Consider the following 22,524-nt stretch of genomic DNA (forward strand, 5'->3'; position numbering starts at 1 on the left):
TCCACGCAAAGGTCATGGCTGACCGCGAACGCGCACAGTCAGGCGCGCCCGGCTGAGGTCAGGCGAAATGAGGTACGGCTGCGGGGAAGGTGGCAGGGGAGGCGCGGGGGTTGAGGGCGGGGCGCTGATAACGCGGCGGCGGTTGCGCCCAGCTGCGCACCACGATGGGCGAGGTGGCCACGGCTTGCGCCGGGGTGAACGACCAGCCGCTGCTGCTGAGCGGCACGGCCAGGCCGAACGAGGAGCACACCGGGCAATCGAGCTGGGCCATGTGCTGGTCGCCGCCAGCGCCTTCCAGGTCGATGGCTACGCCGTGTTCGCTGTTGATCGAGCAGAAACCGCCTTCCAGGCCGGCCAGGCGCAGGCCACCCATCTGGCCATGGTGCAGGCCACACAGAACCAGGCTGAACAGGACGCTGGCGTAGAGCGTCCAGGCGGTCAGCGTGCGGGTGTGCCGGGTGGTTTTCATGGCGGCGAATCTACCACCCGGACGAACGGTCGGGTAGTGCTTCGGCCTTGATATTTTTGCGGCGCTTTGCGCCCTGGGGTTCTGTCAGGCCGCACGCTCCAGTACATCCAGCAAATCGACGAACTCCAGCGCCAACTTGTGCCGCGGCGCCAGGTGCACCAGCGGCACCGAGGCATGGTGCGACTCACGCATCTTGATCGAATGGCTAAGGTATACCGGCAGCACCGGCATGCCCTCGCTGCGCAATTGCTCGACCAGGGTCTGGTGCAGTGCGGTGCGCCCGGCGAACTGGTTGACCACAACACCTTCCACCAGCAGCGCCGGGTTGTGGTCCTGGCGCAGTTCTTCGACCTCGGCCATGACGTTGCGCAGGGCCTGGCGCGAGAAACTGTCGCAGTCGAACGGAATCAACAGCCGCTCGGCCGCTACCAGCGCGCTGAAGGTATAGAAGTTGAGCGCCGGTGGTGTGTCGATGTAGATCCGCTCGTAGTCCTCGCCCAGCTCCACCAGCAGCTTGCGCAGCTTGTTGATCTTGAACTTGCGATCCAGCTTGCCTTGCAGGTCGCTGAGGTCGGGGCTGGCGGTGACCAGGTGCAGGTTGCGGTAGCGGGTCTCGGTGATCGCCACCCGGTGCTTCTTGCCGGCAGCGGTGACCGGCGACAAGGTCTGGCGGAAGAAATCGGCGATGCCGGAAGGAATGGCGTCATTGACCAGCCCGGTCAGGTAGTAGGTGGCATTGGCCTGCGGGTCGAGGTCAACCAGCAAGGTCCGATAGCCTTCGGCGGCACTGGCTGCGGCCAGGTTGCAGGCGATGCTGGACTTGCCGACGCCACCTTTCTGATTGAAAACCACACGACGCATCAGACGTTCATCCATGAAGTGAAAATGTCAGGTTGGGGTCAATCCTATGACTGAAACAAGACAGTTTCATGACAATGAATGTTACAACCTGCCCATTCATTATTGTTTGTTCCGGCCCTTTCGCGGGCATGCCCGCTCCCACAGGAACTCTGTTGCCCCCAAGGGTGGCGCATCATCTGTGGGAGCGGGCGTGCCCGCGAAAGGGCCGGAACAGGCAAGCAAGGGCGCTCAGGCAACAACCACCCGATTGCGCCCCTCCTGCTTGGCCCGGTAAAGCGCCCGGTCAGCCTCGCTGAACGCATCCCCCGGTTCGCTCTCGGCCTCGCCATCCCAATGCGCCACCCCCAGCGACACCGTCACCGCGCCCACCGGCTCCACCGGCGTATCCTGCACCGTTAGCCGCAGCCGCTCGGCCACCCCTGCAGCAACGTCCAGGCTAGCCCCTGGCAGCAGCATCAGGAACTCCTCGCCGCCGGTGCGGCACAGCAGGTCACCCTCGCGGCAGCAGCGGCGCATCAGCTCCGCCAACCGGCGCAACACCTGGTCACCCACCTCGTGCCCGTGGCAGTCGTTTACCCGCTTGAAATGGTCGACATCCAGCACGATGGCCGCAAACGCCCGGCCTTCGGCTTCCAGCAGCGACAGGCTGAACTCCAGGCTGCGGCGGTTGCCCAGGCCGGTCAGCGGGTCGGTCTGGGCGTCGCGGTTGAGCCGACCGATGCGCTCATGCAGCAGGTTCAGCCCGAACAGCAGCGCACGCTTCAACTCGGCCGCCTCGAAATACCAGGCCGGTACCCGATGCAGGCGTTCGGCAGTGCCGGCCCGATCCATCGAGCGGGCACCGGCGGCCAGCTGCCACAGCGGCCGAGCGATGGTCATGGCCAGCCACCACAGCAGCATGCTGCCCACGAGTGCCAACGGCGCGGAGGTGCCGACCACGTTGAGGATCAGATGGCTCAGTGGCATCACCGTCTGGGTCAGCGGCTGCTGCGCCACCACGCCCCAACCGGCGCTGGGCACGGTGGCGTATCCGGCGAGCATTTCCACGCCGAGGCTGTTGGTCAATTGCCGGGTACCATTGCCCAGGCCCGCCAGCTGGTCGATCAGTGCATTGCCCTCAACCACCGTACCCACCCGCTGACTGTCGGGGTGGTACAGCAGACGGCGGTTGCGGTCGACCACGTACAGGTAGGAACCGTCCTTGTAGAAATGCTCGCCCAGCAGGCTGTTGAGAATGTTGCGTTCACGCAGGTACAGGCTGCCGCCGACATACCCCAGGTAGCGGCCGTTGCTGTCGTAAATGGGTTGCGACAGCGCCACCACCAGGTTGTTGGCCGCCGAAATGTAGGGCGTCGACACCAGTGGGCGGCGCGCCTGTAGCGCTTCCTGGACACCGGGAGAATGCATGTGCCTGCCGACCAGGTGCCGCAAGGGGGCGGGAGAAATCGCCAGCAGCACCCCGTTTGCATCGATCACGAACGTGGAATTGAAGGCCATGCTCTGGCTCAGGACACGCTCGGCCTCCGCCTGCAGGGCGACGGCGTCACCCAGCTGGCGGCCTTGCACGCCCGCGCTGAACGACAGCTGTTGCAAGGCGTTGTCGATAAAAGTCTCGGTAATGCTGGCCAGCTTCATCGCATACACCCGGTTGGCTTCCAGGGCGTGGTCGATCAGCAACTGGCGTTGCACCCGGTAGCTGGCGAAATAGCTGGCGCACAGCATCACCACGGCGGTAAGGGCGCAAAGCACCAGAATGAGTGTGCGTAGATCCAGGCGCAGTCCGTGCTTGGTGTGTGGCAATCCTGACCTCGAGTGATCAAAAACCGGCTACGAAATGTGGGCAACATTACGCGTTATGGGCGCAGTGGGGAACTGCGTTCAGGAGCCTGCGTTTTCCAGCGCGTCCAGCTCGTCTTCAACCTGTTGCATGCGCTGCTGCGCCAAGGCCTGCACCTTTGCGTCGCGGGCCGATTCGCGCATCAGGGCAGTGAGCTTCTCGCTCAGGCGTTTGCCGGCCTCGGTGTCTTCCAGGGCGCGGGCCTTCGCCGGGTCCTGGGTGGCCTCGACGATGGTGGCGAACTCGGCATCGCTGAAGTTCTTTTCGCTGTACAGGCGGAACAGGTCCTGGCGCTGGTCCTCGACCGTCAGGTGCTTGCGCAGCACGCCCTGGATGGTCGCCTGCGACAGCTGCGGGTGCGTGCGGCCGAGCAGCGCGGCCATGCGCTCGATGTTGTGCGTGTAGGCATCCTGCAGCGGCAGCTGGGCCAGGATCTGTTCTTCGCGGGAGGGTTTCTGGTCGCAGGCGGTGAGGGCTGCAGTCAGCAGCAGGGGCAACAGCAACTTCTGGAGGCGAGGCATGGTGTGGCCTGGTTGGGCAGTGAGTGCTGCCGATTATACGGCAGTTGTGGTCGCCTGATGGATTTTGGGGGCCGCTGTGCGGCCCATCGCGACACAAGGCCGCTCCTACAGGGAGCGCGCCTGGCCGGATCTTTGCGCGAATCCCCTGAGCGGCCTTGTGTCGCGATGGGCTGCAATGCAGCCCCATTCAGGCAACGCGAAACATCAGAACCCACCCCCCAACGGCCATTCCACCGCCAAGCGTATCTGGTCCCCATCCAGCTCCGCCTGTGCCGTATTGCCCCGATGCACGTTATGCCGCAGCGAAAACGCGGTGCCTTTGGCCTTGCCGCTCTGCACCACATAGCGTGCCTCCAGGTCGCGCTCCCAATGCTTGCCCCCCTTGCCATACCCCAGGTAGGCATACCCTCCCGCAGGGTCGACATGGCTGCCGTCGATATCGAACCCGCGCACGTACAACGCCGTCAGGTTCAACCCCGGCACGCCGTAGGCGCCCATGTTCAGGTCATAGCGCGCCTGCCACGACTTTTCGTTTGGCGCGTTGAAGTCCGACATCTGCACCGCGTTGGCAATGAAGATCGCCCCTCGCGTCACGTAGTCGAACGGTGTGTTGCCGTCCACCTGCTGCCAGCCCAGGCTGAAACCGTGCGGCCCATGGTCGTAACGCGAGACCAGGCTCCAGGTGGTGTTGTCGATGCGCCCGGACAGCGCCTTGCCGGTGTCGGTGGTGCGGTACAGGTTGAGGTCGAGGGTGAGGCTGCGTCGCTCATCCAGGGCATGGCTTAGGGTGCTGCCCAGGTAATGCTGGTTCCAGCTGTCCTGGTAACGTGAGGTGTACAGGCTACCGCTGGCGGCGCCGGGGTTCCACACCACGCCGGCCAGGTCGAAGCTGTTGCCTTGGCGGCCATTGGAGTAGTTCACCACGAAGCCTTGATCGTGGCTGGAAGCATTGCGGTCGGTGTTTTCGTTGAAGTGCCCGGCCACCAGCCTGAGGTGGTCGAACTCGGTGCTGTCAAGGAAGAACCCGGTCGCTGTCTCGGGTAGCAGGCGGCTATCGGATGAACTGAACACCGGGGTCTTGACCCGTTGCTCGCCGTAGGACAGCACGGTATTGGACACGCGCAGTTTCAATGCCGCGCCGGCACGGCTGTATTCGTTCTTCGGGTGCCCCTCGTTATCCACCCCGAGCAAGCGTGCCTTGCCCACGCGCCCGCCACCGCTGTCGAGTTGCACGCCCAGGTAGGCGTGGGCGTCGACCCCGACACCGATCAGCCCCTGGGTGAAACCGGACCGGAAGGTGCCCATCAGGCCATAGGCCCATTCCTCGGCCTTGCCGCTACGTTCATCGCGCGGCTTGTAGGCGTTGCGCCCGGCACTGTTGCGCCCGCCATGCTTGTAGTCGCGCTGGTCGAATACGCTGCGGTTGAGCAGGCTCCAGCGGCCATCCTCGACAAAACCGTTGCTTTGCGACTGGGCGGAGTCGGCCAGCGCAGGGGGCGCGAGCAGGGCGCTGGCGAGCAGCAGGGCGACACGGCGCGGCATAGGCAGAACTTCCTGTTCAGGGGGCGCGCAAACGCAGGATGTGCGCGCCGTCGAAGGGGTCGATGAGGTAGTGGGCGCGCACGCCGAAAGTGTTCAGCAGGCGCTCGGGGGTGAGCACCTCCAGCGGTTTGCCGAGGGCGACCAGGCGGCCTTTGTCGAGCACCGCGACGCGGTCGCAGGTGAGCGCCTGATTGAGGTCGTGCAGGGCCACCAGGGTGGTCACCGGCAGGGCCTGCACCTGTTGCAACAGGCTCAGCTGGTGCTGGATATCCAGGTGGTTGGTCGGCTCGTCCAGCAGCAGCACCTGCGGCCGCTGTGCCAGGGCTCGGGCGATGTGCACCCGCTGGCGCTCGCCCCCGGACAGCGACCCCCAAAGGCGTGCGCGCAGGTGCAAAGCGTCGAGGTCGGCCAAGGCCTGCTCGACGATCGCACGGTCTTCCCGGGAGAACGGCGCCAGCACCGACAGCCAGGGGGTGCGGCCCAGGGCAACGGCATCGAACACGCTGATCGCATCGAGGGTGTCGGCCTGCTGTTCGACCAGCGCCAAGGCCTGGGCAACACGGCGGCGGGGCAACCGTGCCAGCGGTTCGCCCAGCAACTGCACGCTGCCGTTGCCTGGCTTGCGCAGCCCGGCCAGCACCTTCAGCAGCGAGGACTTGCCGGAACCGTTGGGGCCGACGACGCCCAGGGTTTCACCGGCGACAACGCTCAGTTCGATATCGCTGAGCACGGTATTGCCGGCCAGTTGCAGCCCCAGGTTCTGGCAACTCAAGGGGGCCACCTGTAGCGCCGTCATGACCGTCATGGGCGCCCCCGGCGGCTGACCAGGATCAGCGCGAAGACCGGTGCGCCGAGCAGCGCTGTGACTACGCCCACGGGGATCACCTGGCCAGGGATCAAGATGCGCGACAGGATGTCGGCGGCAATCAGGAACAGTGCCCCGCCCAATGCGCTGGCGGGCAGCAGGCGGCTGTGCCCGGGGCCGAGCAGCAGGCGCAGGGCATGGGGGATCACCAGCCCGACAAAACCGATGGCGCCGACGATGGACACCATCACGGCGGTCACCAGCGCCGCGCAGCTGATCAGCAGCAACTGGGTACGCCGCACCGGGATGCCCAGCGACGCCGCCGAGTCGGCACCGAAGGTGAAGGCATCCAAGGCACGGCGATGCCACAGGCACACCAACAGCCCGAACAGTACAACTGGCACGGCCAGCCACACCGAAGGCCAACGTACACCACTGAGGTTGCCCAGCAGCCAGAACAGGATGCCGCGCGCCTGCTCGGCGGTGGCCGACATGGTGATGAGGAAGGCGGTAAGGGCGTTGAACAGTTGCGAGCCGGCGATCCCGGCAAGGATCACCTGGGCATTGTTGCTGCTGGGGCCGGCTGCCCGGGCCAGCATCAGAACCAAAGCGAACGCTGCCAGGGCACCGATGAACGCGCCGCCGGACATGCTCAGCGCCAGGCTGCCGAAGCCCAGCAGGCCCACCAGCACCGCACCGGTCGAGGCGCCGGCAGACAGGCCCAGCAGGTAAGGCTCGGCCAACGGGTTGCGCAACAGTGCCTGGAGGATCACGCCGCAGGTGGCCAGGCCGGCGCCGCAGGCTGCGGCAACCAGGGTGCGGGGCAGGCGGTAGTTCCAGACGATGCCGGCGTCGATCGGGTCGACCGGGTAGCCGGCCTGCCACAGGTGGTTGGCCAGTACCTGGCCGACCACGCCGGGCGACAGGTTGGTTTCGCCGATGGCGGTGCCGGCCAGCAGGGCCGCCAACAGGGCGGCCAGGGCAACGGCGATGCAGGGTAGCAGGCGCATCATTACTGGGCTGCTTTGCCGCTGGCGAAGGCAGCGGCCAGCGTCTGCAGGCCGCTGAACAAGCGAATGCCGGCCTGCATGGCGTCGGCGTCGAGGATGATGATGCGGTCGTGCTTCACCGCGTCCATGTTGCGCGTTACCGGGTCGCTACGCAGGAATGCCAGCTTCTTCTGGTAGTCGTCGGCGGGGTAGCGGCGGCGGTCCATGCGGGCAATGATCAGCCAGGTGGGGTTGGCCTTGGCCAGAGTTTCCCAGCCTACGGTCGGCCATTCTTCGCTGGACTCGACCACGTTGCGCACGCCAAGGGTGCGCAGCATGAAATCGGCGACCCCCTGACGGCCCGCCACATAGGGGTCGATGTGCAGATCGGCGCTGGAGAACCAGAACAGCGCCGAGGTGGCGGACAGGTCCTTGTCGGCCAGTTGCGCCTTGGCACTGTCCAGGCGGCCTCTGAGCTCGGCATTCAGGGCTGTGCCACGGTCCTGCACGTCGAAGATTGCCGCCAGCTGGCTGACGCTCTTGTAGAGGGTGTCGACCTGAAACGCCTGCAGGCGAGTACCGTCGGCACCCACCAGGTTGTCCTTGCCTTCGCAGTCCGATGGCAGCAGGTAGGTGGGGATGCCCAGTTCATCGAACTGTTCGCGGGTGGCGACCGCCCCCTGGGCACCGACCATCCATTCGAACTGCACCGTCACCAGTTGCGGGCGCTTGCCCACTACCGCCTCGAAGCTGGGCTCGTTGTCGGCCAGGCGCGGCACCTTGGCGTTCTGCACCTGGTACTCGGGCAGCACATTGTTGAACCACAGCGAGGTGGCCGCCAGTTTGTCGCCCAGCCCCAGCGCGTAGAGCATCTCGGTACTGGCCTGGCCAATGGTGACCGCGCGTTGCGGCGCCTGGGCGAAGGTTTGCGGCTTGCCGCAGTTGTCGACCGTCAGCGGGTAGTGGGTGGCAGCAGCCTGGGCCAGGCCGGTAAGGCCGAGGCCGGCGAGCAGGGTGGCAAAACGGGGCAGCATGCTGGGCGATCTCCTATCGGACAGTTCGGGTGAGGAACGCACGGACAGGCATCGCCGAGCCCCAGCTGGCGGCAGGGGCAACACTGATGGCCAATCCCGGACACCCCGCCGGTTGGTGAATGTGGGCCGGCAGGTCTCCTGACTGGTGCGTCATGGCCTGGCTCCGGCCTTCCCGGGTTCGTGGCCCAGTGGCATTGATGGAGCAGGCTCGGCACCTACAGTTGCGGGGGCAGTTCCGTTTGGCCCGAATTGGCGGGCCTGGGATTCCCTATTGATTCCGTGGTGGAAACCGGCGGCCGGCATGGTAGACCATCGTGCCGCCGGGTGAAAACGCTTTTCAGAAGTACTTCAGCCAGGTGATGTCGCGCCGCCGCGCCTTCAGGCGGGCGAACCAGCGCACCGGCAGGTACAGCGAAACTGCCAGCAGCACTGCCCCCAGCCACACCGCGGCGATGCCATCGAAGCCGAAGTAGTCACCATGGTTGCGGCCGAACAGCGCCACGCTGGCCAGGTACAGCAGCTTCAGCACATACAGGTGCAGCAGGTAGAAGAACATCGGTGCCGCGCCGAACACCGCCAGGGCACTGATCCAGCGGGCCTGGCCGGCGCGTTCGAAGGCGCGCAGCAACAGCAGGCCACAGCCCAGGGTCAGGGCCAGGAACAGCAGCGATGGCGGGTACTTGGTGATGTTGAAGAAGCTCATCAGGGTTTGCGTGACGGTCGGGTAAACGCTCCACGGCGCCTCGCCGTAGCCGTTGACCAGGCGCAGCACGACAAAGCCCAGCAGCGCGATCAGCCCGGCCAGCAGCAGGCGATGCTGACGCTGGCCGGCCTCGCTGGCACGGGCGAACCAAGGGCCCAGGCCGTAGCCCAGGGCGATGACCCCGATCCACGGCAGCACCGGGTAGGAGGTGCGCAGGCGCAGGTTTTCGGAGAACTCCAGCCAGCCCCGGTCATGCAGGATCGCCCATGGCACGTGCAGGGCGGATTCGACGCCGAAGTGCAGGCCATCGAGCAGGTTGTGGCCGGCGATGATGATTGCGCCCGCGGCGATCAGGGCGGCACGTGGCAACCACACCAGCAGCGACAGGGCGATCATGCTCACGCCGATGGCCCAGATCACTTGCAGGTAGATGACGCTGGGCGGCAGCTGGAAGGTCCAGGCGAAGTTGACCAGGGTGAACTCCAGCACCACCAGGAACAGCCCGCGCTTGAACAGGAATGCCGAGACATCGCCGCGGCCCTGGTGTTTCTCGCCGTACAGCCAGGCTGAAAGGCCGGTCAGCAAGACGAACACCGGCGCGCACAGGTGGGCCAGGGTGCGGCTGAAGAACAGCGTGGGCTCGGTGGTATCAATGGCCATCGGGTCACTGACCTGCCGGTGCAGGAAGAAGGTTTCACGAACGTGGTCCAGGAGCATGAACAGGATTACCAGGCCGCGCAGGGCGTCGATGCTCTGCAGGCGCTGGGTGACCAGGGTGGGGTTGGCGCTGGCGCTTGTCATGGGAGGTCGCTGATAGGAATGGATGTCAACTGAAACGTTATCTTATAACTATTTGTTCGGCGTCGGGTAGTGGTTTCTGTGTTGAGCGATCTCTTCGCGGCTACCCAGCGGACCTGTAGGAGCAGCCTTGTGCTGCGAAGGGGGCGGCATGACAGAAGCTTTTCTGTGGCAGTTATGGCCTCTTCGCAGCACAAGGCTGCTCCTACAAAGGTTTCTCATCGGGCCTGAGGGCAGCGGTACTCCTGTGGGAGCGGGCAAGCCCGCGAAGAGGCCGGTGCAGGCAGTTCAGATCAGAAGCTGTAATCCACCGTCGCAAAGTACGACCGTGGCATCCCCATCAGCCACTGCTGGCCACTGAACGCCGACTGCACATACTCACGGTCGAACAGGTTGTTCAACTGCAACCCCAGCCGCACATCCGGCAACACCTGCCAGCCGATGTCGGCATCGACCACGGTGTAGCCGGGGGCGCTCTGGGTGTTGGCGGTATTGGCATAGCGCTCGTCCACATAACGCGCGCCAATGCCGGCCTCCAGCCGCTGGCCGAAGCCTTTGCTCAGCCACAGGTTGGCGGTACGCCGCGGGACATTGGCCGGGCGATTGCCCGCACGATCCTGCGCCACGCCGCCGACCATTTCGTCGAAGTCGTCGTACCTTGCGCGCACGATCGCCGCGTTGGCCGACACCTGCCACTGGTGCGCCAGCGCCAGTTCCAGGGTTGCCTCCAGGCCGTCGGACGTCTGCTGGCCAGCCTGTTGCTTCTCGTGGGTGACCGGGTCATCCACCAGCAGCTTCTTCTTGACGATGTGGTAGGCCGCCAATGTCCATTCGCCACGCCCTTCCCAGAAGCGCTGCTTCAGGCCCACTTCGGTCTGCCTGGCCTCGGTCAGGTCGTAGTGCATCTGGTTGGCGCTGAGGCTGATGAGGTTGTCGACCCCATCCTCGCTGGTGGAGTACTGGCCATACAGCGACAGGTCGTCGCTGACCGCGAACACCAGCCCGGCACGCCAGTTGCCGCCTTGCAGGCTGCGGTCGCTGCGGCTGTCGGTGGTCAGTTTTTCCTGGTCGATGTGGTTCTGGTCGCGGCGCACGCCGGTGACCAGCGACAGGCGATCGCTCAACTGCAGGCGGTTTTCGGCAAACAGGGCAAAGGTGTGGGTGGTAGAGAGCGTTTGCGGGCGCAGAGGCGACGCGCTGTGGAACCAGCCTGGTTGCGGCTGCCAAGGGTCGACGTAGTCACCGCCCACATCGTTGTAGGGCGCGTTGCTGTCGACGTTGAAGCGGACCTTGTTGTACTCGGCGCCGACCACGGTCTTGCTGGCCAGGCCAAACAGCCTGTGGTCGAGGGTGAAGGCCTGTCGGTCGCCGAACTGTTCCTGGTTGTGCTTGATCTGCAGGTAGCTGCCGCGCAGCAGCTGCTGGCGCCCGGCATCCCAGCTGTATTCCTCGGCATTGCACCAGTGACGGCGGCTCTTGATGTAGTACAGCTGGTTGCTGGCGCTGAGGTGGTCGTTCAACGTCCAGTCGGTATTCAGGCGGGTCCATTCATCGACGTAATGCTGCACGTCGTCCTGCACGTTGTAGTTCTTGTTACGCAGGCTGCTGCGGTAGTGGCCGTCGATCAGCGGGGTGCCGTAGTAGTTGGCAGGCTGCGCATCGCCACGGTCGTGAGCGAGGGTGAAGCTGAGGTCGTCGCTGGCATCGAAGCGCAGCGCGGCGCTCAGCGCCAGGCTGCGTGACGGGGTGCGGTCGACCCAACCGTTACCGGTTTGCTGGTTCAGGGCCAGGCGGTAGCTCAGGCGCTCACCGAGGCTGCCGCCGCTGTCCAGGCCGAGCTGCTGGCGGTCCCACGAACCGTAGCCCAGGCGCAGGTGGTTGCGTACCTCGCCGGCAAACGGCTTTTTCGGGATCACGTTGACCACCGCCCCGGTGGCGCCTTCGCCATACAGCACCGAAGCCGGGCCGCGAATGACATCGATGCGCTCGACCATCCACGGGTTGACCGGGAACGTCTGGGTGCCGGCACCGGTGTATAGGCGTGCGCCGTCGAACAAGTTCATCACCGAGCCGTGCCCGGTAAAACCGCGGGCGGACAACCCCGTGCCGCCGTCGCCCGGGGAGCCGATGTAGCTGATGCCCGCTGAGCGGGTCACCGCGTCCTGCACGGTCAGGTTGTTGCGCTGCTGGATCTGCTCGGCGCTGATGCTGCTGGTGCTGGCCGGTGTCTCCAGGGCGCTGAGGCCCAGGCGCGAGCCAGCCTGGGTCGGGGTGGCCAGGTCGATGGCGTGGCTGTCTAGGGTGTCGGTGATGGCCGTGGAGGGCAGGGCCAGTGGTTGTCGCTCGAGGTCATCGGCCAGGGCCGGCAGGGAAACGGCCAGGCAGGCCGCCAAGGGGTGAAGCTTGAAGATACGGGACATGTCGTTCCACTACTGCAGGAATGAATGGATCCCGGTGGAAAACACGCAAAGGCGCACCGTGCACGCAGGCGCACGCACGGATACCGGCCTGCGCCCGCCCACCGCGGGTTGCCAAGTGAAGCTCCAGGCCGGTCTCCGGGCTTGCGAGGGGCATGAAACCTTCACCTTCCCATGCATGTGCACAGTGGTATCTCGAAGGGTTCGCTCGCTTACCGTTGCGGGGGCAGCGCCGGACTTGTCGTGGGCAACACGACGCACCGGCTTCCCGTTTCACCCTGCGCGCGGCGGCGCAGGGCACCTGAAACTGGCGGGCATATGACCATTGAAACGCGGGGGCGTCAATTCTGCCTGTTACCAGTGAAACAACTCTCGTCGTGCCCCCTCGGTAATCGCCACGATTCCCGGGTGCTTGACCTTGCGCTCCACCGAAATGGCATAGAACGACTCATGCACCGCCTCGGTCTGCCCGATCAGCTCCACGCCATATTGGCGGCACACCTCCTCGGCGATCACGCTGGGCGCGACGAAGATGCCGCTGCCCGACTGCCCGAATGCCTGCATCAAGGCACTGTCATCGAACTCGCCCACGATGCGTGGCTGCACCTGCTGCTCACCCAGCCAGCGCAGCAGGCGGCTGCGTACCACGGTTTCCTGCCCGGGGATAAGCAATGGCGCATCCTGCAGGCAGGCGGGGAAGGGGCCTTCCAGGCGGTGTGCCAGCGCCGGGGTGGCGAAGAAGCTCAACCCACACTCGCCCAGTTTCTGGCTATAACCCTTGATGTCCAGGTGGCTGGGCATAGGGCTGTCGGAAATCACCAGGTCCAGGCGCTGGATTGCCAGGTCGGCCAGCAGCCGTTCGAGCTTGTCTTCGCGGCAGTTGATGCGCAGAACGTCGTCCAGCTCCATGGTCGGTGCCAGCAGGCGGTAGACGATGGACTTGGGCACCACGTCCGCCACGCCCACGCGGAACAGGATCTGCTCCTGCGGGCCGGCCCGCAGCATGGCCTCCAGCTCGCTTCCCAGCTGGAACATCTGCTCGGCATAGATCAGCGTCTGGCGCCCGGTTTCGGTCAGTTCCAGCTGGCGCCCCACGCGCTGGAACAGCTCCAGGCCATAGGTCTGCTCGAACAGGCTGATCTGACCGCTGATGGTTTGCGGGGTCAGGTTCAACTGTTCGCTGGCGCGGGCGATGCTGCCGGTCTTGGCCACGGCCCAGAAGTAGTGCAACTGCCGATAGTTGAGCATCGGTATCGTTCCGGATTCGCAAAAACCGAAGTATAACCGCTGAAAATACGAATTTTCCGGATGTGTTGCGCTCTTTAGAATGCGACTCCATCAGGCGCCGTGTACGCCGCCGGAACATGAAAAGCGAGGAACCCATGCTGCAACTAAAATCCATCGGCACGCCGCTGGTGCTGGCCTTGGCCCTGTTCACCCTGGCCGGTTGCGAGCAGGCCGAGAAATCCGCCCAGCAGATGCTCGACCAGGCCGCACAGTCGGCCAAGCAGGCCATCGACGACACCAACAAGGCCGCACAGCAGGCGTTGAGCGAGGCCATCGGCAGCGAAGGGCAAAAGCCCAAGGACGCCGACAACAAAGAAGACACCCAGGAAATCTGACCCCCAACCGCTGCTGCAGGATTTGAACAATGGAATACTTGCTGGAACTCGTCGCTAGCCCTACCGCCTGGGTTGCCCTGGCTACGCTGGTGGCCATGGAAGTCGTGCTGGGCATCGACAACCTGATTTTCATCTCCATCCTGACCAACAAGCTGCCGGTGGAGTACCGCTCCAAGGCGCGCCGTATCGGTATCAGCATGGCCTTGGTCATGCGCCTGGCCTTGCTCAGCACGGTGGCCTGGATCGTCCAGCTGACGGACCCGGTGTTTGAAGTATTCGGCAATGCCTTCTCCTGGAAGGACGTGATCCTGATTGCCGGTGGCCTGTTCCTGCTGTGGAAGGCGACCAAGGAAATCCACGAGAACGTCGACCCGCACGGGGCCAAGGAAGAAGCCAAGGTGTCGTCGACGGTTACCCTGGGCTTTGCCGCGGCGATCTTCCAGATCCTGCTGCTGGACATCGTCTTCTCGGTCGACAGCATCATCACCGCCGTGGGCATGACCGAGCACCTGCCTATCATGATCATTGCCGTTATCACTGCCGTGATCGTCATGATGGTGGCCGCCGACCCGTTGGCCAACTTCATCAACGACAACCCGACCGTGGTGATGCTGGCCCTGGGCTTCCTGATCATGATCGGCATGACGCTGATCGCCGAAGGTTTCGGCGCCCATGTACCGAAGGGTTATGTGTACGCGGCCATGGCCTTCTCGACGGCGATCGAGATCCTCAACATCCTGGCCCGTCGGGCACGGTTGAAGCGTGAGGCGGCTGAAGGTTGATGTAAAAAAATGCGGGGCGCTCGCGCCCCGTTCGCGGGCTTGCCCGCTCCCACAGGTGCCGCGTCAGCCAGATAGCTACGCGGCCCCAGTGGGAGCGGGCAAGCCCGCGAATGGGGGTAGGGAAAATCTGTAGTCAGTGCACCCCGGCATGCCGCCGCGACCGGCGCACAGGCTGTGGCTTGGCGGGGGCTTGCGGTGGCAGGTGGTGGTGGGAATGACGCCGCACGATACGCAGTACACCCCATAGCATGGCGGCTGCAACGCTCAGCCACATGCCAACCAGCATGAGGATTGCCATGGTCAGGCTCATCTGTGCCTCCATCTCTACGGGCCGCGCTCGGTCGCCGACGCTGGCCTTCCAGACACTGCTTTAGTCTAGTCTTTCGCCTGTGACGTTCCATTGACCAAAGGTCTATTGCTTGGTCCGATTTGCTCCTAAGCGGTGTCGGACTATACCCGCGCCGCTGTCCGACCTATGATCGGTGGCCAGAGCCGGGCGCTGCCTGCCCGGCGTTGGAGCAAGCGAGTGTCCATGCAGCAACCTTCCTTCAAGACCATCCCTCGTCGGCTGCTGGCTGCCTGCCTGGTTGCAGCCAGCCTGGCCGGTTGCGCCAGCGCACCCTCCGGCAACCTCAAGGGCCTGCCGCAGCGGGTCGAGATCAGCAGCGTGCCGTTCTACCGTGGCAACGCCAACCACAGCGGGGCCATGGCATTGGCGGCGGTGCTGTCGCAACAGGGGGCTCCGATCACGCCGGGGCTGCTGGACAAGCCGCTGAACCTGCCGCAGGGCGCCGAGGCCCTGGACACCGGCATCCCCCGGGTGGCGCGCGACTACGGCATGGTGGTGTATCCGCTGGACAAGCAGCTGGACGCGCTGTTGACCCAGGTGGCGGCGGGCAACCCGGTGCTGCTGCGTTACGAGGATGGTTCGGCCTGGTGGAGCGAGCCACGCTACGCCGTGCTGATCGGCTACGACCGCTACAAGCAGCGGGTGCTGTTGCGCTCGGGCATGCACCGGCGGCAGTTGATGGCGTTCGATGACTTTGCCTCGGCGTGGGCGAAGCTTGGGAGCTGGGCGGTGCTGGTGCAGCCACCTCGGCAGCTGCCAGCCCAGGTGGACCGCCAGCGCTGGTTGCAGGCTGCCGATGAACTGGCCCGGGCGGGGCAGGAGATTGCGGCGAAGCAGGCTGTGAGTAGCCTGAACAAATAGCTTTGTCTGTACCGGCCCTTTCGCGGGCACGCCCGCTCCCACAGGGACCGTGCAACCAGCACAAATCCTGTGGGAGCGGGCGTGCCCGCGAAGAGGCCAAGCCTGCCTACATCAGAAGCCCAGGCGATCGCGCAGGCTGTAGTACCAGGCCCCAATGGCGCTGAACGGCACGCGCAGCATCTGGCCACCCGGGAACGGGTAGTGCGGCAGCCCGGCGAAGGCGTCGAAACGCTCGGCCTGGCCACGCATGGCCTCGGCCAGCACCTTGCCCGCCAGGTGGGTGTAGGTCACGCCGTGACCCGAGCAGCCCTGGGAGTAGTAGATATTGTCGCCGATACGGCCAACCTGTGGCAGACGCGACAGGGTCAGCAGGAAGTTGCCGGTCCAGGCGTAGTCGATCTTCACGTTCTTCAGTTGCGGGAAGGCCTTGAGCATCTTCGGACGGATGATCGCCTCGATGTTGGCCGGGTCACGCGCGCCGTACACCACGCCACCACCGAAGATCAGGCGCTTGTCGCTGGTCAGGCGGTAGTAGTCGAGCAGGTAGTTGCAATCCTCGACGCAGTAGTCCTGCGGCAGCAGGGTGCGCGCCAGCTCGTCGCCCAGCGGTTCGGTGGTGATCACCTGGGTGCCGCATGGCATGGACTTGCTGGCCAGCTCCGGCACCAGGTTGCCCAGGTAGGCGTTGCCGGCGACGATGATGAACTTGGCGCGGACCTTGCCCTGCGGGGTGTGCACCACCGGGTTGGCGCCGCGCTCGATGCGTACGGCCGGGGTTTGCTCATAGATGATGCCGCCCAGCGACTCGACCGCAGCGGCTTCGCCCAGGGCCAGGTTCAGCGGGTGGATGTGGCCGCCGCTCATGTCCAGCATGCCGCCCACATAGTTGTCGCAGGCGACCACTTCGCGGATGCGCTTCTGGTCCATCAGCTCCAGCTGGTTGTGACCGAAGCGTTCCCACAGGCGCTTTTGCGACTCCAGGTGGCCCATCTGCTTGCTGGTGAGGGCAGCGAACACGCCACCGTCCTTCAGGTCGCACTGGATGTTGTACTTGGCCACGCGCTCACGAATGATGCGCCCGCCTTCGAAGGCCATGTGGCCCAGCAGCTGAGCCTGCTTGGGGCCGACGGTGCGCTCGATGACGTCGATGTCGCGGCTGTAGCTGTTGACGATCTGGCCGCCGTTGCGGCCCGATGCGCCGAAGCCGACCTTGGCTGCTTCGACGATGCTCACCTTGAAGCCGTTCTCCAGCAGGAACAGGGCGCTGGACAGGCCGGTGTAGCCGGCGCCGATGATGCACACATCGGTTTCCACCTCACCCTGCAGCGCCGGACGTGGCGGCACCGGGTTGGCCGAGGCGGCGTAGTAGGACTGGGGGTAGGGGGTGTTAGCCATGCTGCAGGAACCTCGTGTTTTATATTTTTAACGAATGTACCGATGCTATCAATAATAATAAACACCCGCTAGTCGTCCGTTGAAAATCCTTTACTCGGTCCCCGCCAGCGCACTTTTCTATAAAGAGTTTAAGATTCAGTAGGTTAGCGCGAAAAAAAGTGTTGACAGGGTTTTTGGAATGGGTAGAATGCGCATCACACGACAGGCACATAGCTCAGTTGGTTAGAGCACCACCTTGACATGGTGGGGGTCGTTGGTTCGAGTCCAATTGTGCCTACCAAATCGAAGAAGGGGTGATCCGCAAGGGTCACCCCTTTTTTCATTGGGTTCTCGCGGCCTGGTGCTGCGCAGCAGGCCCTTATGCACGAATTCGCAAAGTTTTTGATTTTTCTGAAAAAAACGCTTTACAGGTACGCATTCGATCACTAATATGCGCACCACACGACAGGCACATAGCTCAGTTGGTTAGAGCACCACCTTGACATGGTGGGGGTCGTTGGTTCGAGTCCAATTGTGCCTACCAAATCGAAAAAGGGCGATCAGTAATGATCGCCCTTTTTGCTGTGCGCATGAAGCAGCGTGTAACGTTTGGTCGCGGTTCGGGGCATTGCCCGGCGTGCTAGAATCCGCCCCTTCGAATCTGGAGGTACACGCGTGCGCAAACTGGCTGTGGTAATGGCAGTGCTCGCCCTGGCGGGCTGTGAGAACGAAGTCGAAGGCGTGCACAAACAGGTGGCCGAACACCTGCACAACCCCAAGACCGCCAAGTTCGGCAACGTGCGGATCGACACCCAGGGCACCATCTGCGGCCAGGTCCGTGGCAAGGATGATGCCGGGCAGTACGAGGCCTACCGCAGCTACGTGGCCATCAAGCGCGATGGCCAGTACGAAATCATCGTCGACGACAGCGGCAACAACCTGCGCATCCGCGAAATGTGCGGCGGCGCCGAGCTGCAGCGCCGCGCCGAGGCCCTGGCTGGCCAGCCGGCCCCGCAAGGCTGGGATGTGGAAGTGATCCAGGGTGCAAACATGGGCGCACTCAGCGACATGACCGCACGCCTGATCGAAAAGGGCATCCCGTCCTCGGTGGAGTACCGCGACGGCAAGCCGGTGGTGCTGATGGGGCCATTCCCCACCCGTGAGGAAGCCGAAGCGCGCAAGGCCGAGGTAATGGCCAAGCTGGGTACCGATTCGGTGGTGATTCAGCACGGCGCAGCGCGCTGAAAACTCTGTGTGAGTGGGGGGCTGTAGGAGCGGCCTTGTGTCGCGACGGGCTGCGAAGCAGCCCCACAGAATCTGCTGTGATGCCGAATCCCGGGGCTGCTTTGCAGCCCGTCGCGACGCAAGGCCGCTCCTACAGGGCATGCGCCAGCTTCCGGATTTCGAGCAGTCACACGCGCGCTAGACATTGTCCGCACAGTTTTGGCTATGCTTGTCAGGAAGAAGCCGAACGGGGAGGGCCTCATGTCTACACTGGAGCGGGCCATTGCCGTGGCCGCCAGGGCGCATGAAGGGCAATACGACAAGGGTGGGGCCGCTTATATCCTCCACCCGCTACGCGTGATGATGCGGGTTTCCACAACCGAACAACGGATTGTCGCGGTGCTGCACGATGTGATCGAAGACACCCCGCTGACCCTGTCCGACCTGGCGCGCGAGGGTTTCGCGCTGAAAATCCTTGCCGCCTTGCTGGCGCTCAGCCGCCGTGAGGGCGAGGCCTACCAGGACTTCGTGGTGCGCCTGGGCGGTGACCCGCTGGCGCGCACCGTCAAGCTGGCCGATCTGGCCGACAACAGCGACCTTTCGCGCATCCCGTGCCCAAGCCCCACCGACCTGGCACGGCTGGCGCGTTACCGCGAAGCCAGCGCCTACCTGCAGGCCTTGGCTTGAGGCTGAATGCAGTCAGTCTTCCTTCGGTACCGTCCAGAAAATCTGCACGCCGCCATCGTCGCGGTGGGCGAGGGTGACGTTATCGTTTTCGGCGATTTCCTCTAGCAGGGTTTCCCAATCTTCCGGGGTTTCCTGCTCCAGACGGAAAATCAACGCCGCACGGCTGCGCTGGGCAGTGGGGCTGTTGATGATTTTCTGAATGCGCATACCCAGTTGTTCATAGCTGCTTGGGGTGGCGGAGGCGGTGCTGGACACAAGTGTTTCCTTGTTTTTGCTGTATGCGCATACAGTATTTCACTGTAAGTAATTTCGCAACAGTCAGACAGCAAACGCCCCGCCTGGGCAGCGGGGCTGTTTGCATTTCCGGGGGGGGGGGGGGGCGGCTGGCGATCAGTACTCCCAGAAGATGCGCTGCAGCTCCTTGCTGTCCTGGGTCCTGGTCATCGCTACCATCGCCAGAATCCGCGCTTTCTGTGGGTTCAGGTCATGGGCCACGACCCAGTCGTTCTTGTCATCCGGCTGCTCGGCGTTGCGCAGCACGAAGCCACCCTGGTTGACGTGCGACGAGCGAATGATCTGCACGCCGTTCTTGCGCAGCTCCTGCAGCGCCGGCACCACCCGCGACGACACCGAACCGTTGCCGGTACCGGCATGGATCAGTGCCTTGGCGCCATTCTGCGCCAGTGCCTTGTAGGCGGTGTCAGTGACGTTGCCATAGCCATAGGCGATATCCACCTGCGGCAGGCTGCTGATCTGCTTGATGTCGAACTCGGAGTTGACCGTGTGGCGCTTGGCCGGCAGGCGGAACCAGTACGACTTGCCTTCCACCACCATGCCCATCGGGCCCCAGGCGCTCTTGAAGGCTTCGGTCTTGATGTTCACTGCCTTGCTGACATCGCGCCCGGACTGGATCTCGTCATTCATGGTCACCAGCACGCCCTTGCCGCGCGACTGCTTGTCGCTGGCCACGGCCACGGCGTTGTAAAGGTTGAGCATGCCGTCGGCGGACATGGCGGTACCCGGGCGCATCGAACCGACGACCACGATCGGCTTGTCGGTCTTTTCCACCAGGTTGAGGAAGTAGGCGGTCTCTTCCAGGGTGTCGGTGCCGTGGGTAATGACGATGCCGTCGACGTCCTTGCTTTCGGCGAGTTCGGCAACGCGTTTGCCCAACTTGAGCAGGTCGTCGTTGGAGATGCTCTCAGAGGCGATCTGCATGACCTGCTCGCCGCGGACGTTGGCCAGGTCGGCCAGCTCCGGCACACCGGCGATCAGTTTGTCGACGCCCAGCTTGGCGGCCTGGTAGGTGGCGCTGTTGGCGGCGCTGGCGCCAGCGCCGGCAATGGTGCCGCCGGTGGCGAGGATGACCACGTTGGCCAGCTTCTGCTGGGTTTCAGCCTCTTTGGCCGAAACGGTGGCTGGAATGGCCAGCAGCACGGCGAGTGCGCTGGGGGCGAAGATTTTCAGTGCGGCATTCATCGTTATTGTTCTCTCTCTTCCTAATGAGATGGTTGTTTTGTCGCACAGGGTGCAAGGCAGGTTTCGTACCAGGCATGTGTGCGCTGCCTGTAGGAGCGGCCTTGTGTCGCGATGGGGCGCGTAGCGGCCCCGGATTCACTGGCAAATGCACAAATTGCCGGGGCTGCTGCGCAGCCCATCGCGACACAAGGCCGCCCCCACATGAAGGTGCGTTCCATTCGAGATTCCGAACAAATGCAGGAAAAGACGTTCGGCTTTTCGGAAAAAATCCGGATAAACTGCGCCAAGTTCGACTTGACCTCCGACAGCCAAACGGATTTGACAAACCCCGGTCCTGTTTCCATAGTTAGGCAACGCAAACGTTTGCGATCCGACAAAAAACACAAGATTCGGAGTCATCGTCCATGAAACTGCCGTTCCCCGGTCGTCTGCTGGCCCTCGCGGTCATTTCCTCGCTGTCCCTGGCCCTGCCATTTTCCCCCGCCCACGCCGAAGACAAGCCCAAGGTCGCCCTGGTCATGAAGTCGCTGGCCAACGAGTTCTTCCGCACCATGGAAGACGGCGCCAAGGACTACCAGAAAGCCCACGCCGATGAATTCGAGCTGATCGCCAACGGCATCAAGAACGAGACCGATACCGGCGAGCAGATCCGCATCGTCGAGCAGATGGTCAACGCGGGCGCCAAGGCCCTGGTCATTGCCCCGGCCGACTCCAAGGCGCTGGTATCGGCGGTGAAGAAGGCCATGGACCAGGGCGTTGTGGTGATCAACATTGACAACCGTCTGGACCCTGAACTGCTCAAGAGCAAAGGCATCAGCGTACCCTTCGTGGGCCCCGACAACCGCAAGGGCGCGCGCCTGGTCGGTGACTACCTGGCCAACGAGAAGCTCAAGGCCGGCGACCAGGTCGGCATCATCGAAGGCGTGCCGACCACCACCAACGCCCAGCAGCGTACCGCCGGCTTCAAGGACGCCATGGACGCCGCGCAGATCAAGATCGTTTCGGTGCAGAGCGGCAACTGGGAAATCGACAAAGGCAACGCCGTCGCCGCCTCCATGCTCAACGAATACCCCGACCTGAAAGCCCTGCTGGCCGGCAACGACAGCATGGCCCTGGGCGCGGTGTCGGCCGTGCGTGCCGCCGGCAAGACCGGCCAGGTGCAAGTGGTGGGCTACGACAACATCAACGCCATCAAGCCGATGCTCGCCGATGGCCGTGTGCTTGCCACCCTCGACCAGGCGGCCAGCCAGCAGGCGGTGTACGGCATCCAGGCGGCGCTGAAAATGGTCAAGGGCGAGAAACCCGACGTGGATGCCGACAACGTCATCCAGACCCCGGTCCAACTCATCACCAAGCCCTGATCGCTGGCAGGAGAAACGGCCATGCCTGCATCGGCCAACGAAGTAGTGCTCGCCGCCAGTGGCCTGGGCAAGACCTACGCCCAGCCCGTGCTCGGCGAGGTCAGCCTGAACCTGCGTGCCGGCGAAGTGCTGGCCCTGACCGGCGAGAACGGCGCCGGCAAGAGCACCTTGTCCAAGCTCATCAGTGGGCTGGAAACCCCCACCACCGGGCACATGCGCTACCGCGGCCAGGCCTACGCGCCTGGCAGCCGCAGCGAGGCTGAGCGCCTTGGCGTGCGCATGGTCATGCAGGAACTCAACCTGCTGCCCACGCTGACCGTCGCGGAAAACCTGTTCCTCGACAACCTGCCCGGCCGCTTCGGCTGGATCAGCCAGAAGCGCCTGCGCCAACTGGCCACGGCCGCCATGGCCCAGGTCGGCCTCGACGCCATCGACCCGGACACCCCGGTCGGCGAGCTGGGCATCGGCCATCAGCAGATGGTCGAGATCGCCCGCAACCTGATTGGCGACTGCCATGTGCTGATCTTCGACGAGCCCACCGCCATGCTCACCGCGCGCGAAGTGGAGCTGCTGTTCACCCAGATCGAGCGCCTGCGCCAACGTGGCGTGGCCATCGTCTACATCTCCCATCGCCTGGAAGAACTGCAGCGCGTGGCCCAGCGCATCGTCGTGCTGCGCGACGGCAAACTGGTGTGCGATGAGCCGATACAGCGCTATAGCAGCGCCGAACTGGTCAACCTGATGGTCGGCCGCGAGCTGGGCGAGCATATCGACCTAGGGAAGGTCTGAAGTAGCCCTGTATTTCCGGT

Annotated in this window: 21 protein-coding genes, 2 tRNA genes, 1 pseudogene and 2 riboswitches; of the genes and pseudogenes, 9 read left to right on the forward strand and 15 right to left on the reverse strand. The window is 64.1% G+C overall.

Annotated features, from left to right (window positions below; genetic code table 11):
- Positions 1-58: 58 nt before the first annotated feature.
- The 11 genes from ACK56M_RS10610 to nhaR form a co-directional block, all read right to left on the reverse strand.
- Complete coding sequence (locus ACK56M_RS10610) at positions 59-469, reverse strand: DUF2946 family protein (protein WP_013971980.1); 411 nt, start codon at positions 467-469, stop codon at positions 59-61.
- Positions 470-553: 84 nt separating this feature from the next.
- Entirely contained in the window at positions 554-1,330 is a 777-nt protein-coding gene (locus ACK56M_RS10615; RefSeq protein ID WP_015269772.1) for a ParA family protein, read from the reverse strand.
- 228 nt (positions 1,331-1,558) lie between these two features.
- Positions 1,559-3,130: a sensor domain-containing diguanylate cyclase gene (locus tag ACK56M_RS10620; RefSeq protein ID WP_054572701.1), complete on the reverse strand. Its 1,572-nt coding sequence runs from the start codon at positions 3,128-3,130 to the stop codon at positions 1,559-1,561.
- Between the two features lie 78 nt (positions 3,131-3,208).
- Positions 3,209-3,688, reverse strand: coding sequence for a hypothetical protein (locus ACK56M_RS10625; protein ID WP_061302684.1), 480 nt, complete (start codon positions 3,686-3,688; stop codon positions 3,209-3,211).
- A 204-nt stretch (positions 3,689-3,892) separates the two neighbouring features.
- Entirely contained in the window at positions 3,893-5,230 is a 1,338-nt protein-coding gene (locus ACK56M_RS10630; RefSeq protein ID WP_054572699.1) for an OprD family porin, read from the reverse strand.
- Positions 5,231-5,246: 16 nt separating this feature from the next.
- Positions 5,247-6,035, reverse strand: a complete 789-nt coding sequence (locus tag ACK56M_RS10635) for an ABC transporter ATP-binding protein (RefSeq protein ID WP_280167907.1) — start codon at positions 6,033-6,035, stop codon at positions 5,247-5,249.
- A complete protein-coding gene (locus ACK56M_RS10640) occupies positions 6,032-7,048 on the reverse strand; it encodes a FecCD family ABC transporter permease (protein WP_054572697.1) in 1,017 nt (338 codons plus the stop codon). The genes ACK56M_RS10635 and ACK56M_RS10640 overlap by 4 nt, the downstream gene beginning before the upstream one ends.
- Positions 7,048-8,058 carry an ABC transporter substrate-binding protein gene (locus tag ACK56M_RS10645; protein ID WP_015269777.1) on the reverse strand — a complete coding sequence of 337 codons (1,011 nt, stop codon included), beginning with the start codon at positions 8,056-8,058 and terminating at the stop codon, positions 7,048-7,050. The genes ACK56M_RS10640 and ACK56M_RS10645 overlap by 1 nt, the downstream gene beginning before the upstream one ends.
- A gap of 110 nt (positions 8,059-8,168) precedes the next feature.
- Positions 8,169-8,367: riboswitch (cobalamin riboswitch) on the reverse strand.
- A 28-nt stretch (positions 8,368-8,395) separates the two neighbouring features.
- Complete coding sequence (locus tag ACK56M_RS10650; RefSeq protein ID WP_236222388.1) at positions 8,396-9,562, reverse strand: DUF1624 domain-containing protein; 1,167 nt, start codon at positions 9,560-9,562, stop codon at positions 8,396-8,398.
- A 290-nt stretch (positions 9,563-9,852) separates the two neighbouring features.
- Positions 9,853-11,979, reverse strand: a complete 2,127-nt coding sequence (locus tag ACK56M_RS10655; protein WP_411959450.1) for a TonB-dependent receptor — start codon at positions 11,977-11,979, stop codon at positions 9,853-9,855.
- A 108-nt stretch (positions 11,980-12,087) separates the two neighbouring features.
- Positions 12,088-12,296, reverse strand: a riboswitch (cobalamin riboswitch).
- A 34-nt stretch (positions 12,297-12,330) separates the two neighbouring features.
- A complete protein-coding gene (gene nhaR, locus ACK56M_RS10660; protein WP_013971990.1) occupies positions 12,331-13,224 on the reverse strand; it encodes a transcriptional activator NhaR in 894 nt (297 codons plus the stop codon).
- A 134-nt stretch (positions 13,225-13,358) separates the two neighbouring features.
- Here nhaR and ACK56M_RS10665 point away from each other — a divergent pair, with 134 nt between their 5' ends.
- Together ACK56M_RS10665 and ACK56M_RS10670 are read left to right on the forward strand one after the other, a co-directional pair.
- Positions 13,359-13,598, forward strand: coding sequence for a hypothetical protein (locus ACK56M_RS10665; protein WP_015269781.1), 240 nt, complete (start codon positions 13,359-13,361; stop codon positions 13,596-13,598).
- Between the two features lie 29 nt (positions 13,599-13,627).
- Positions 13,628-14,380: a TerC family protein gene (locus ACK56M_RS10670; RefSeq protein ID WP_003260907.1), complete on the forward strand. Its 753-nt coding sequence runs from the start codon at positions 13,628-13,630 to the stop codon at positions 14,378-14,380.
- 133 nt (positions 14,381-14,513) lie between these two features.
- Here ACK56M_RS10670 and ACK56M_RS10675 read toward each other — a convergent pair whose 3' ends face one another.
- Positions 14,514-14,690: a hypothetical protein gene (locus ACK56M_RS10675; RefSeq protein WP_015269782.1), complete on the reverse strand. Its 177-nt coding sequence runs from the start codon at positions 14,688-14,690 to the stop codon at positions 14,514-14,516.
- Between the two features lie 165 nt (positions 14,691-14,855).
- On the opposite strand from ACK56M_RS10675, the gene ACK56M_RS10680 reads away from it, so the two are divergent.
- Entirely contained in the window at positions 14,856-15,590 is a 735-nt protein-coding gene (locus tag ACK56M_RS10680; RefSeq protein ID WP_013971993.1) for a peptidase C39 family protein, read from the forward strand.
- A 111-nt stretch (positions 15,591-15,701) separates the two neighbouring features.
- Here ACK56M_RS10680 and ACK56M_RS10685 read toward each other — a convergent pair whose 3' ends face one another.
- Entirely contained in the window at positions 15,702-16,985 is a 1,284-nt protein-coding gene (locus ACK56M_RS10685; protein ID WP_013971994.1) for an NAD(P)/FAD-dependent oxidoreductase, read from the reverse strand.
- A gap of 203 nt (positions 16,986-17,188) precedes the next feature.
- On the opposite strand from ACK56M_RS10685, the gene ACK56M_RS10690 reads away from it, so the two are divergent.
- From ACK56M_RS10690 to ACK56M_RS10705, 4 genes are all read left to right on the forward strand, one after another.
- A tRNA-Val gene (locus tag ACK56M_RS10690) sits at positions 17,189-17,265 on the forward strand.
- Between the two features lie 166 nt (positions 17,266-17,431).
- A tRNA-Val gene (locus ACK56M_RS10695) sits at positions 17,432-17,508 on the forward strand.
- A 131-nt stretch (positions 17,509-17,639) separates the two neighbouring features.
- Positions 17,640-18,209, forward strand: a complete 570-nt coding sequence (locus ACK56M_RS10700; protein WP_003260952.1) for an SPOR domain-containing protein — start codon at positions 17,640-17,642, stop codon at positions 18,207-18,209.
- Positions 18,210-18,449: 240 nt separating this feature from the next.
- Positions 18,450-18,875 carry an HD domain-containing protein gene (locus ACK56M_RS10705; RefSeq protein ID WP_061302673.1) on the forward strand — a complete coding sequence of 142 codons (426 nt, stop codon included), beginning with the start codon at positions 18,450-18,452 and terminating at the stop codon, positions 18,873-18,875.
- 12 nt (positions 18,876-18,887) lie between these two features.
- Here ACK56M_RS10705 and ACK56M_RS10710 read toward each other — a convergent pair whose 3' ends face one another.
- Together ACK56M_RS10710 and ACK56M_RS10715 are read right to left on the reverse strand one after the other, a co-directional pair.
- Positions 18,888-19,130, reverse strand: a complete 243-nt coding sequence (locus ACK56M_RS10710) for a DUF1654 domain-containing protein (RefSeq protein WP_003260955.1) — start codon at positions 19,128-19,130, stop codon at positions 18,888-18,890.
- 135 nt (positions 19,131-19,265) lie between these two features.
- Positions 19,266-20,354, reverse strand: coding sequence for an asparaginase (locus ACK56M_RS10715; RefSeq protein WP_015269784.1), 1,089 nt, complete (start codon positions 20,352-20,354; stop codon positions 19,266-19,268).
- A 404-nt stretch (positions 20,355-20,758) separates the two neighbouring features.
- On the opposite strand from ACK56M_RS10715, the gene ACK56M_RS10720 reads away from it, so the two are divergent.
- Both ACK56M_RS10720 and ACK56M_RS10725 read left to right on the forward strand, forming a co-directional pair.
- Positions 20,759-21,715: a sugar ABC transporter substrate-binding protein gene (locus ACK56M_RS10720; RefSeq protein WP_013971996.1), complete on the forward strand. Its 957-nt coding sequence runs from the start codon at positions 20,759-20,761 to the stop codon at positions 21,713-21,715.
- Between the two features lie 21 nt (positions 21,716-21,736).
- Positions 21,737-22,498, forward strand: a pseudogene (locus tag ACK56M_RS10725) (ATP-binding cassette domain-containing protein); the annotation flags it as partial.
- Positions 22,499-22,524: the final 26 nt, after the last annotated feature.

The organism is Pseudomonas sp. s4 (genome assembly GCF_046764235.1).
GTDB lineage: Bacteria > Pseudomonadota > Gammaproteobacteria > Pseudomonadales > Pseudomonadaceae > Aquipseudomonas > Aquipseudomonas asiatica.